The sequence below is a fragment of the Streptomyces sp. NPDC051217 genome (genome assembly GCF_044455465.1).
Taxonomy (GTDB): Bacteria; Actinomycetota; Actinomycetes; order Streptomycetales; family Streptomycetaceae; genus Streptomyces.
Genome location: NZ_JBITEV010000001.1, coordinates 337804 through 349642, shown reverse-complemented (window position 1 = coordinate 349642; position 11839 = coordinate 337804). Strand labels below are relative to the sequence as shown.

Genomic DNA, 11839 nt, shown 5'->3' with positions numbered 1-11839 from the left:
CGCGTCGTCCCCGGCGACTGCTTCCGCACTACTCCCGGCGCAGTAGTCACTTCCCGCCGCGACCCGGCGGGCGCAGGCCCGAATGCCACCGGCGGTACGACGCCCCGGGGCCCTGACCACGGCGAACATCGGTGCCATGACTCGAACGTACCGATACACCACACCCGCCCCGCCGAAGGCCGCGACCGGAGTGACCGCCGAGGTCTTCGCCCAGCTCTCCACCGACTTCGGCTTCGAGGGCGCGCCGGCCTTCGTCGTCCTGACGGCCTCGCCGCCGCTGCTGACGGGCACCTGGGCCGTCCTGCGCGAGTCCCTGCTGGCGGGCTCGGCGTCCCGCGTCGACAAGGAGGTGGTGGCCGCCGGGGTGTCGCTCGCCAACCGCTGTCCGTTCTGCGTGGACGCGCACACGGTGCTGCTGCACGCGACGGGCGAGCACGGCCTCGCCGAGACCGTCGGGCGCGGCGAGGAGCCGGCCGATCCCCGGCACCGGCGGCTGCTTGCCTGGGGGAAGCGGATGGACGAGGAGCGTCCGTTCGCGGCGCAGCACACGCCCGAGTTCATCGGGACGGGCCTCGCCTTCCACTTCATCAACCGGATCGTGTCGGCGCTGCTCACCGAGGACATGCTGCCCGGCGGCGTACAGAAATACCGGGCCCTGCGCAGCATGGCGGGCCGCACCCTGTCCCGTACGGTGCGCCGCGAGTTGCCCCCGGGCGACAGCCTCCGCCTGCTGGAGACGGCGGGGCCGGCGCCCGCGTGGGCCGGCGACAGTCCGGTCGGCCCCGCGTTCGGCGCGCTGCGCACGGCGGCGCACATGGGCGCGGGCCTGCTGAGCGACGAGGACGCCGCGTACGTACGTCGGACGGTGGCCGCGTGGGACGGGGTGAGCCCGCTCCCGTTGTCCGGCGGCGGCCTGCCGGGGCGGGACGAGCGGCCGGGCGTCCGGCTCGCGCTGCTGGCGGCCCTGGCCCCGTACCGCATCACGGACGAGGACGTGGCGGCGTGGCTCGTCCCGCCGCGCTCCGAGCACTGTCTGGTCCATCTGATCGCGTTCGGCGCGATCTGCGCGGTCGAGCGTGTCGAGTCGGCGCTCACCGGAGCCGCCCCGCACGGGGACGGGGCGCCCGTGCGGGGTGACCGGCTCAGTCCGCCAGCGCGGGAATGATCTCGGAGCCGTACGTGTCGATGGTCGCTTCCTTCGCGTCGTGCATGTCGTAGACGGCGAACTGGTCGACACCCAGGGCCTTGAGCACCTTCAGCTTCTCGATGTGCGCCTCCACGGGGCCGAGCAGGCAGAAGCGGTCCACGATGTCGTCGGGCACGAAGTCCGTGGAGGGGTTCCCGGCTCGGCCGTGGTGGCTGTAGTCGTAGCCCTCGCGCTGCTTGATGTACGTGGTGAGGGCGTCGGGCACCAGGTCGGAGTGCTCGCCGTAGCGGCTCACCAGATCGGCGACATGGTTGCCGACCATGCCGCCGAACCACCTGCACTGGTCGCGCGCGTGCGCGAGATCGTCGCTCACGTAGGCGGGCGCGGCGACGCAGATGGTGATCGAGTCCGGGTCGCGTCCGGCGTCGGACGCGGCCGTGCGGACCGCCTTGACCATGGTCTCGGTGAGATACGGATCGGCGAGCTGGAGGATGAAGCCGTCGGCCTGGGCGCCGGCCATGGCCAGCGCCTTCGGTCCGTACGCGGCCATCCACACCGGCAGCTTCCCGTCCCGCACCCATGGCAGCCGGAGCGGCTTGCCGTCCACCAACGCCTCGCGGCCCTCGGCGAGTTCACGGATGACGTCGATCGACTCACCGAGCCGCTTGAGCGTGTTGGGCGCCCGGCCGGCGACGCGCATCGCGGAGTCGCCGCGGCCGATGCCGCACACGGTGCGGTTGCCGTACATCTCGTTGAGCGTGGCGAAGGCGGACGCGGTCACCTCCCAGGTCCGGGTGCCCGGGTTGGTGACCATCGGCCCGACGATCAGATGGGTGGTGTGTTCGAGGATGCGGCTGTAGATGACGAACGGCTCCTGCCACAGCACGGCGGAGTCGAAGGTCCAGCCGTAGCGGAAGCCGTTGCGCTCGGCGCGCCGCATGAGTCCGACGACAGCCGACGCCGGCGGGTCGGTCTGGAGAACAAGTCCGAAGTCCATGGCCGGGCCACTCCCAACTTTCAGGTGAGGTACTGACAGGTGGCGCGGGGGGTGTAGATGCCGTGCCCCGGGCGCCCGGTGTACTTCCGGCGGTCGATGACGACCTCGCCGCGCGACAGGACGGTCTCGACCTGCCCGGTGATCCGCTTCCCCTCGTACACCGAGTAGTCGACGTCCATGTGGTGCGTCTCGGCGGACAGGGTCTGCTCGGCGTGCGGGTCGTAGATGACGATGTCGGCGTCGGCGCCGGGCGCGATGGTGCCCTTCTTGGGGTAGAGGCCGAACATCCTGGCCGGGGTCGCGCAGGCGATCTCGATCCAGCGGCGCCGGCTGATGTGCCCGTCGACGACGGCCTGATGGAGCAGATCCATCCGGTGCTCCACACCCGGCAGCCCGTTGGGGATCTTGGAGAAGTCGCCGCGGCCCATCTCCTTCTGCCCGGTGAAGCAGAAGGGGCAGTGGTCGGTGGAGACGACCTGGAGGTCGTTGGTGCGCAGTCCGCGCCAGAGGGCGGCCTGGTGTTCACGGGGCCGCAGCGGAGTCGAGCAGACGTACTTGGCGCCCTCGAAGTCCGGCTCGGCGAGATTGTCGGTGGACAGGAAGAGGTACTGGGGGCAGGTCTCGCCGAAGACGGGAAGTCCCATGTCGCGGGCCGCCGCCAGCTCGGCGACGGCCTCCTCGGCGGAGACGTGGACGACGTAGAGAGGGGCGTCGGCGACGCGCGCGAGCTGGATCGCGCGGTGCGTCGCCTCGGCCTCCAGCAGGACCTTGCGTACTTCTCCGTGGTAGCGCGGATCGGTGCGTCCGGCGGCCAGGGCCTGCTCCACGAGGACGTCGATCGCGATGCCGTTCTCGGCGTGCATCATGATCAACCCCCCGTTGTGGGAGGCCCGTTGCATGGCGCGCAGGATCTTGCCGTCGTCGCTGTAGAACACACCGGGGTAGGCCATGAACAGCTTGAAGGAGGTGATGCCCTCCTGGACGAGGAGATCCATCTCCTTGAGGGACTGCTCGTTGACGTCGGCGAGGATCATGTGGAAGCCGTAGTCGATGGCGCAGTTGCCGTCCGCCTTCGCGTACCAGGCGTCGAGCCCTTCGCGCAGCGCCTGGCCGGGCGACTGGATGGCGAAGTCCACGATGGTGGTGGTGCCGCCCCACGCGGCGGCGCGGGTGCCGGTCTCGAAGGTGTCGGCGGCGAAGGTCCCGCCGAACGGCATCTCCATGTGCGTATGGCCGTCGACGCCGCCCGGGATGACGTACTTGCCGGTGGCGTCGATGACCCGGTCGGCGGTCCAACTGGCGGCGACGTCGGAGCCGTTGGAGGCCAGCGCGACGATGCGGCCGTCCTCGGTCAGGACGTCGGCGTGGACTTCGTCTGCGGCGGTGATGACCAGACCGCCCCGGACGAGCGTGCGATTACTCATGACATGGCCTCCGTGACATGACGGGCGTGGCTGAGCGACCTTGCGTGGCTGCCGTCCTCGGTCGCCTGACCGGTGCGGGCGGTGCGGGCGGTGCGTGAAGATACGGGCTGTGCCGGGGGCACGGGCGGTGCCCGGACTAGGCCGTGTCTGACACGTAGCGCCGTCCGCCCGCGGGGCGGGCGCGTGCCCGCCGCGGAGCGGCTGATGACTCGTCGGCGCGTGCGATCGCAAGGCGGAGGATCATTCTCGTACTGGACGTACGTGAATGAGTCCGACAACGCGGCGAGCGTGCGTGCCGGGCGTCGCGCGCCAGGCGGGATTTGTCAGACACGGCTAGACGCTGCCCAGGGCGCGTTCGAGGATCGCCGCGCCCTCCTCGGCCTCGGCGACCGTGAGGGAGAGCGGTGGCGCGACGCGCAGCACGCTGGTGTCGTGGCCGCCGCCCTTGCCGATCAGCAGGCCGCCCTCGCGGGCCGCCTCCGTCACCGCCGCCGCTGCCTCCGGGTTCGCCTCGTCGGTGCCGGGCTTCACCAGCTCGATGCCGATCATGAGGCCCCGGCCGCGTACTTCCCGTACGGCCGGGACGGAGGCCCCCGCCGCGCGCAGCCGCTCGATCAGCAGACCGCCGACGCGGCGCGCGTTGCCGGGGAGGTCGTGCTCCAGGAGGTACGTGAGGTTGGCGACGCCCGCGGCCATCGTGACCGGGCTGCCGCCGAAGGTCGAGATGGAGTTGGCGTCGAGGCAGTTCATGATCTCGGCGCGGGCGACGACTCCGCCGACGGACATGCCGTTGCCGATGCCCTTGGCGAAGGTGAGGATGTCCGGCGGGCCGTTGTCGGCGTGCGCCTGCCAGCCCCAGAAGTGCTCGCCGGTGCGGCCCCAGCCGGTCTGCACCTCGTCGCTGATCCACAGGATGCCGTGCCGGTCGAGGACTTCGCGGAACGCGGCGTACAGACCGTCGGGCGGTGAGGTGAATCCGCCGACGCCCTGGATCGGCTCGGCGATCAGCGCGGCGGGTGCGCGGGTGTGCCCGAGCAGGTCCTCCAGATCGGCGACGCACGCGGCGATGAACTCGGCGTCGGACAGGTGCGCGTACGGGCCCCTGGTGCGGACGCCGCCGTGCACGTAGAGCGTCTGGAGCGGCGAGAGGCTCGTCGGGGACCAGCCGCTGTTGCCGGTGATGGATACGGTCGAGAAGGACCGGCCGTGGTAGCTGTTGCGCATCGCCAGGATCTGGTTGGAGCGGCGGTACGCGGTGGCGAGCAGCAGCGCGGTGTCGTTGGCCTCGGTGCCGGAGGTCGTGACGAAGACCCGCGCGTCCGGGATGCCGGAGAGGTGGGCGACGCGCTCGGCGAACTCGACCATCGGGCGGTTCAGATAGAGCGTGGAGGAGTGGATGAGCCGCCCGGCCTGCTCGCTCACCGCCTTGGTGACCTCGGGGAGGGCGTGGGCGGTCATGGTGGTGAGGATGCCGCCGAAGAAGTCGAGATAGCGGTTGCCGTCGGCGTCCCAGACGTGCCGGCCCTCGCCGTGGGTGAGTTCGATGGGCCGCCGGTAGTAGAGCGCCAGCCAGTCGGGCAGGACGGCGCGGTGCCGGCCGTACAGATCGGTGGCCGGCAGGTGCACCGGTCCGTCGTGGGACGGGGCGGCGGCGGTCGAACCGGCGGCGGGACCGGCGGCGTGCGCGGCGGCCGGACCCGCGGGCGCTTCGGTCACGGCTGCACCAGCCCCTCGTACGCGTCCGGGCGGCGGTCCCGGTAGAACGCCCACTGCTGGCGCACCTCGTCGATGACCCCGAAGTCCAGGTCCCTGACGACCAGTTCCTCGGCCTTGTCGCTCGCGGTCTCGCCGACGAACTGGCCGCGCGGGTCGACGAAGTACGACGTCCCGTAGAAGTCGTTGTCGCCGTACTCCTCCTGGCCGACGCGGTTGATCGCGGCGATGAAGTACTCGTTGGCGACGGCGGCCGCGGGCTGCTCCAGCTGCCACAGATAGCTGGAGAGTCCGCGCGAGGTGGCCGACGGGTTGTAGACCAGTTCGGCGCCGTTCAGGCCGAGTTGGCGCCAGCCCTCCGGGAAGTGCCGGTCGTAGCAGATGTATACGCCGATCTTGCCGACGGCGGTGTCGAAGACGGGCCAGCCCGCGTTGCCCGGCTTGAAGTAGTACTTCTCCCAGAAGCCTTTGACCTGCGGGATGTGGTGCTTGCGGTACTTGCCGAGATACGAACCGTCGGCGTCGATCACGGCCGCGGTGTTGTAGTAGAACCCGGACTGCTCGACCTCGAAGACCGGTACGACGATGACCATCCCGGTCTCCTGCGCGAGGGCCCGCATCCGGGTCACGGTCGGTCCGTCGGGGACCGGTTCGGCCCACCGGTAGTGCTCGGGCTCCTGCACCTGGCAGAAGTAGGGGGCGTTGAACACCTCCTGGAAGCCGATGACCTTGGCGCCTTGCCGGGCCGCCTCGCGGGCGTGGTCCTCATGCTTGGCGATCATGGATTCGGTTTCACCGGTCCAGGTCGCCTGGACGAGTGCGGCGCGTACGACTCTGGCCACGAGCTGCTCCTTCGGCGGGAAGGTCGGGCTTTTTCTCAGGCTTTCTACGCCCGTAGATACGGTGTGTAGGAGGAGAACCTAAGCCCGCCGTCCCACCGGGGCAAGACCATCGCTGTCAAGCCGCTGAGTCGATCATGTTTCGCACCCGGCCGGTCCACAGAAGCCCCGGGACCGGTCGCGAGGCGACGTCGCGCGCGCCGGACGCCCCCCGTACGGACGCGTCCGAGGTCAGCCGCTGATCCCCGCGCTCCGCAGCGCACGGGCGAGATCACGCTCGTGGGTGGTGGAGACACCTCGGGCCGCTTCGATCAGCCGCGGTACCAGCCGGGGCGGGTCCACGGCGGCGATCAGCGCCGCGTCCTCGGGCGTACGGGCCCGGACGAACGCCCCGAGCAGCGCCTGGACCTCCTGGGTGCGGCCCGCGTCCCCGAGGGCGACGACCGCGTGGGCGATGTCCTGCGCCGACCGGGAGACGCCCTGGCGCAGCAGTACGCCGCAGTCCGCGTCACGGCCCGCCATCGCGAGCGCGCCCGCCGCCGCGGCGAGTCTGTCGGGCGGCAGGGACGACACCTCCCAGAGCACCGACGCCCAGTCGGCGCCCAGTTCGGCGCGGTGCAGTTCGGCGGCGAGGAAGGGAAGTTGCTCGGCGGGTCCGGAGGCGGCCTCGCAGAGCACGACATGCGCCTCACCGCTGCGGCCGGCCGCCCGCAACCGTACGAGCACGGCCACCGTGTCGAGCGCGGCGCGGCGCGCCTCGGACTGCTGCCGCGTCATCCCGGCCTCCGGTCTCTCACTCTTCGCCCGGTCGGAGCCCGGCGCACCGCCGAAGCGGGCGCCGCGGGGCGGTTCGGTGGCGGCGGGCGGGACGAGGGGCGTGACCTCGGGATCGGCGCCTTCGGTGAAGGCGAAGCGCGAGCCCCGCTGTTTGCGCAGCTTGCGGCGCTGGCCGGGCACCTGCGCCATCTCCTGTGAATCGTCCGCGCCCACGGCGGGGTTGGACCCGGTGTCGCCCGCGTCGCCCGAACCGCGGCGGCCGTCGGGGCCGCCCCAGCCCTCGGACGTGACGCCGCTGTCGGCGCCTGGGTTGCCGGAGCCCGCCGCGCCGCCGCGGCCCGGCTCCGGCCGGAACCACTCGTCGGGCGGGGCCGGGCGGGCGCCGTCGGGACGGCCGAAGACCGACTGGTCGTCGGCGGCCGGCTCCTCGGCCCGATACCACCCGTCGGCGGACGTGGGTCTCGTCTCCGGTGCGGCGTGCGCCGGAGACGGGGAGCGCGGAGCGGGTGCGCCGTGGCCGGAGTGCGCGTCCGCCGGTACGTTCGGCTTGGCGGCGACGGCCGCGAGGCGTTCCCGCAGTTCGGCGCAGCGGGACGTGGCGCGGGCGTAGTCGTCGCGGACCCAGGCCAGGTCGTATTCGAGCTGATCCGCCTCGGGCGACCCCTCGCCGACCAGCCGGAGGCGGCGCATCACCTCGTCGGCGCGGCCCGCCGCCGCGGCCTGTTCGTGCTGCATCAGCCGCAGCCGCTCGTGGAGCGCGTCGGGGCCGCCGGGGAGCCGGTCGTGCGCGGCGGCGGACGCGGCGTGCAGCCTGCTCGCGCGGGCGGTCTCGCGGTCGACGGGACGGTTCTCGTGGCCGGCGGCGAGATCGTGGAGCAGCGACTCCACCACGTCCCAGGGCGGTACTTCGGCGCCGTCCAGGCAGGCCCTGAGCCCGTCGGGGTCGCGCTGCCTGAAGACCGCGTACCAGCCGCCGTCCGGGTCGAGGAGCGCCGTCATCCCTCGGAAGTACCGCGCGAAAGCCCCGATCTCCGCCGGAAGTTCATGTCTGGTCATCGCTGTCTTTCCCGCCCCTGCCCTGCTGCGCACTGCCGTAAGGGAACCGTCCGGCCCGCCGGCATGAAACCGCAGCCGTGTTACGTGACGGCTACGCGGGGTTGTCGCGCACGGTGCGGTGCGATCACTCAAGTATGGCTTCAGCGGGTGTCCGACGTCACGTTTCCGAGGAAAAAATGTGGCGACCCGTCAAGGTTGTTTCACAAGTCGGCGCGCCGGACAGACGTCAGAAACTGATGGCGATTCCGGTGTGCACGCGCTTGCCGCGCCGTACGAGCGCGGCCGGGCGCGCGACGAGCCAGAACTGCCAGGTGTACTTACGGGCGAGGAGTTTGTTCACGCGGGCGACCTCGTCGCCCTCCAGCAGCCGGGCCGTCCCCTTGGCGCTCGCCGCGCCCGGCGCGATCCGTCCTCGCACGTCGCACGCGGTCACGACGACAGCGCTGTTGTCGCGTATCCGCTTGATCTTCCAGGCGTCGCTTCGGCTCCATATGAACAACTCACCGCCGTCCACGGCGTGCCAGACCGGAGTGTCGACTCCGGTGCCGTCCTCGCGATACGTGGTGAGGCTGGCATAGCGGCTGTGTCCGAGCGCGTCGAGGGTCACGGCGCCGAGCCTACGCCGTGGGGCCACGACGCCTACGCGGTCACCAGGATCCGAAACGCCTGAACTCTCAGGCGGGCAGCGGCGAGCAGGCCACCGCGACCTCGTCCATCGACAGCCCCAGGGCCCCGGCCAGCGCCGCGACGGTGAAGAAGGCGGGTGTCGGGGCGCGGCCGGTCTCGATCTTGCGCAGCGTCTCGGGCGAGAGCCCGGCGACGGCCGCGATCTCCACCATGCTGCGCGGTCCGCGCGCCTCGCGGAGCAGCCGGCCCAGCCGCTCGCCGCGCTCGCGCTCTTCGGGGGTCAGTGGGGTGCGTACCATGCCGTCATTGTAATACCGCAAGCAAGCGGTATAGTTATTGGAATGGTAGAGATCAAAACGGACGCGTCCCTGGACGCCATGCGCGTCGCGGGCCGGATCGTCGCACAAGCGCTCACCGCGGTACGGGAGAAGGCCGCCGTCGGCGTGACCCTGCGCGAATTGGACCTGGTCGCCCGCGCGGTACTGACCGAGGCGGACGCAGGCTCCCCCTTCCTCGACTATCGCCCCTCCTGGGCGCCGGTGCCCTTCCCGGCCGTCATCTGCGCGTCGGTCAACGAGACGATCGTGCACGGCATCCCCGACGACTACGCGCTGCGCGACGGCGACCTCGTCAGCATCGACTGCGGTGCCTCGACGGGCGGCTGGGTCGGCGACTCGGCGGTCAGCTTCACCGTGGGCCGGGCCCGCCCCGAGGACACCCGGCTCATCGACACCGCCTTCGAGGCGCTGGAGGCGGGCATCGCGGCCGCCGTCGTCGGCAACCGCATCGGTGACATCGCCCACGCGATCGGGCGCGTCTGCCGCACGGCCGGCTACGGGATCCCGGACGGCTTCGGCGGCCACGGCGTGGGCCGCACCATGCACGAGGACCCGGGCGTGCCCAACGAGGGCAGGCCCGGCAGGGGCATGCCGCTGCGCCACGGCATGGTGCTCGCGATCGAGCCGATGCTGATCGCGAGCGGGACCGACGACCACTACACGGCGCGCGACGGCTGGGCGGTCGTCACGTCGGACGGCAGCCGCGCGGCGCACGCCGAGCACACGGTGGCGATCACGGACGAGGGCCCCCGGATCCTGACGCAGCTCTGACCGGGGCCCCGGCCACCGAGCGCTCGTGCGGCGCCGCTCCCCTCCCGGGGCGTGTGGTGAAAGTCCCGTCCGGCCCACGACGCCCGGCACGCACGCTCGCGGCGTTGTCTTCAGTCGCCCGAGTACGCCCGGTCCGTCCACCACGCCGATCCTCCGCCTCGCGATCGCACGCACCAGCCGCCGTGAGCCCCGCCCCTCGGGCGGACGACGCCACTTTCACCACACGCCCCAGGGGCGGCGCCGCACGCGTTGTGGCCTCGCGCGTTACGGCCGTCCGGCCGGGCGCACCACCATCGCGGAGCCGCCGCCCCTGCGGTCCTTCTCCGCAGCCGCCAGCCAGCGGCCGTCCGGCAGCCGCTGGACGCCCGTCGCGGCACCGATCTCCGGGTTCCTGGTGAACGCGTGCCCCAGTGCTTCGAGTTGGGCGCGCAGCGGACTGTCGTAAAGACCTGGCTCCAGTTCCGTCGTCGCGGCGTTGCGCTGGCTCGCGCGCGGCGCGGCGATCGCGTCGACCAGCGGCAGGCCACGGTCCAGATGACCGGTGAGCGTCTGGAGGATGGTCGTGATGATGGTCGCGCCGCCCGGCGAGCCGAGTGCTAGGACGGGCCGGTCATGGTCGTCGAGCACGATCGTCGGGGAGATGGACGACCTCGGCCGCTTGCCGGGGCCGGGCAGGTTCGGGTCGTGGACGGCCGGGTTCGCCGGGGCGAACGAGAAGTCCGTCAGTTCGTTGTTGAGGATGAAGCCCCGCCCGGGAACGGTGATGCCGCTGCCACCCGTCGACTCGATCGTCAGCGTGTACGCGACGACGTTGCCCCACTTGTCGGCGGCCGTCAGATGAGTGGTGTTCTCCCCCTCGTACGTCGTGGGCGCCGCCGTACCGCCCGCCGCGCACGGCACCGGCTTCGACGGGTCACCGGGCGCGAGCGGGCTCTTCAGCGCCGCGTCGTCCTTGATGAGGCATTCGCGGGAGTCGGCGAAGCGCTGCGACAGCAGGCCCTTGGTGGGAACGTCCTCGAAGGCGGGGTCGCCGAGCCAGCGGCCCCGGTCGGCGAAGGTGATCCGGCTCGCCTCGATGAAGCGGTGCAGATACTTCTGCTGCGAGGCGTCCGAGAGGTCGGTGCTCTCCAGGATGTTGAGCGCCTCGCCGACACTCGTACCGCCGGAGGACGACGGCGCCATGCCGTACACGTCCAGCCCTCGGTAGGAGACCTTCGTCGGCGCCTGGCGTTTGGTCCGGTACGCCGCCAGATCGCCGGTCGTCAGATCGCCCGCGCGGACCTTGCGGGTGGCGTCCGGGTCGACAGGCGGGGTGCGGACGGTGCGCACGATGTCGCGGGCGAGGTCGCCCCGGTAGAGGGCGTCGGTGCCGTGCCGGCCCAGTTCAGCGTATGTACGCGCGAGGTCGGGGTTCTTGAACACCGAACCGGTGGCGGGGAGTTGGCCGCCGGGCAGGAACAGCTCGGCGCTGGCGGGGAAGTCTGCGAACCGCGCCTGGTTCGACGCGGTCTGGGAGCGGAACGTCTCGTCGACGGTGAAGCCGTCCTTCGCCAGCCGTTCGGCGGGCTTCAGCAACTCCCGCAGCGAGGTGCTCCCCCAGGAGTCGAGCGCCCTCTCCCAGGTCGCCGGGGTGCCGGGCGTACCGACACCGAGTCCGCTCGTCACACCCTCCGCGAAGGGGATCGGCTTGCCGTCCTCCTGGAAGAGGGTGGCGTCGGCGGATTTGGGCGCGGTCTCGCGGCCGTCGATGGTGTGGACGGAGCGGGTCCTGGCGTCGTAGTAGACGAAGTAGCCGCCACCGCCGATGCCGGCCGAGTAGGGCTCGGTGACTCCGAGAGCGGCGGCGGTCGCGACCGCCGCGTCCACGGCGTTGCCGCCGCGCCGAAGCACCTCGACGCCGGCGGCGGAGGCGTCTCTGTCGACGCTCGACACCGCCCCGCCGTGGCCGACGGCGACCGGTGATTTGGCGGGGGTCTTCGTAGGCGTGGTGGGAGTCGAAGAGGGTGCGGACGGCGGGGCAGCCGCCCCCACCGAGAGCATCGCGGCGGTGAGAGCCACGATCAAGACGTTACGTGCGGCGAGGCGGCGCATCTGTACCTCCGGGAGACGTCCGTCCGCGGAGCGTAACTTCACCATTCGCGCCCCGCCAG

General features: G+C 71.7%; 10 protein-coding genes. 2 read left to right on the top strand and 8 right to left on the bottom strand.

All coding sequences use genetic code 11. The annotated features are described in order from the left end of the window. Positions 1 to 136: 136 nt before the first annotated feature. On the top strand, positions 137 to 1165 hold the full coding sequence (locus ACIBBB_RS01710; RefSeq protein ID WP_398977619.1) for a carboxymuconolactone decarboxylase family protein: 1029 nt from the start codon (positions 137 to 139) through the stop codon (positions 1163 to 1165). On the opposite strand, the gene ACIBBB_RS01705 is transcribed toward ACIBBB_RS01710, so the two are convergent. The 7 genes from ACIBBB_RS01705 to ACIBBB_RS01675 all read right to left on the bottom strand — a co-directional run bounded on the left by ACIBBB_RS01705 (position 1143) and on the right by ACIBBB_RS01675 (position 8879). Further along, positions 1143 to 2144 carry a TIGR03842 family LLM class F420-dependent oxidoreductase gene (locus ACIBBB_RS01705; protein WP_398977617.1) on the bottom strand — a complete coding sequence of 334 codons (1002 nt, stop codon included), beginning with the start codon at positions 2142 to 2144 and terminating at the stop codon, positions 1143 to 1145. The genes ACIBBB_RS01710 and ACIBBB_RS01705 overlap by 23 nt on opposite strands. 20 nt (positions 2145 to 2164) lie before the next feature. Next, entirely contained in the window at positions 2165 to 3568 is a 1404-nt protein-coding gene (gene hydA, locus ACIBBB_RS01700; RefSeq protein WP_398977615.1) for a dihydropyrimidinase, read from the bottom strand. Positions 3569 to 3901: 333 nt separating this feature from the next. Then, entirely contained in the window at positions 3902 to 5188 is a 1287-nt protein-coding gene (locus tag ACIBBB_RS01695) for an aspartate aminotransferase family protein (protein WP_398978767.1), read from the bottom strand. A 92-nt stretch (positions 5189 to 5280) separates the two neighbouring features. Beyond that, the gene (locus ACIBBB_RS01690; protein WP_398977613.1) at positions 5281 to 6123 is read right to left on the bottom strand and encodes a nitrilase-related carbon-nitrogen hydrolase; all 843 of its coding nucleotides are present in this window, start codon (positions 6121 to 6123) and stop codon (positions 5281 to 5283) included. Between the two features lie 228 nt (positions 6124 to 6351). Then, entirely contained in the window at positions 6352 to 7953 is a 1602-nt protein-coding gene (locus ACIBBB_RS01685; protein WP_398977611.1) for a hypothetical protein, read from the bottom strand. A 226-nt stretch (positions 7954 to 8179) separates the two neighbouring features. Next, on the bottom strand, positions 8180 to 8560 hold the full coding sequence (locus ACIBBB_RS01680) for a PPOX class F420-dependent oxidoreductase (protein WP_398977609.1): 381 nt from the start codon (positions 8558 to 8560) through the stop codon (positions 8180 to 8182). Positions 8561 to 8627: 67 nt separating this feature from the next. Further along, positions 8628 to 8879: a helix-turn-helix domain-containing protein gene (locus ACIBBB_RS01675; protein ID WP_398977607.1), complete on the bottom strand. Its 252-nt coding sequence runs from the start codon at positions 8877 to 8879 to the stop codon at positions 8628 to 8630. A gap of 42 nt (positions 8880 to 8921) precedes the next feature. Here ACIBBB_RS01675 and map point away from each other — a divergent pair, with 42 nt between their 5' ends. Continuing rightward, positions 8922 to 9689: a type I methionyl aminopeptidase gene (gene map / locus ACIBBB_RS01670; RefSeq protein WP_398977605.1), complete on the top strand. Its 768-nt coding sequence runs from the start codon at positions 8922 to 8924 to the stop codon at positions 9687 to 9689. A 264-nt stretch (positions 9690 to 9953) separates the two neighbouring features. On the opposite strand, the gene ggt is transcribed toward map, so the two are convergent. Continuing rightward, positions 9954 to 11780 carry a gamma-glutamyltransferase gene (gene ggt / locus ACIBBB_RS01665; RefSeq protein ID WP_398977603.1) on the bottom strand — a complete coding sequence of 609 codons (1827 nt, stop codon included), beginning with the start codon at positions 11778 to 11780 and terminating at the stop codon, positions 9954 to 9956. Positions 11781 to 11839: the final 59 nt, after the last annotated feature.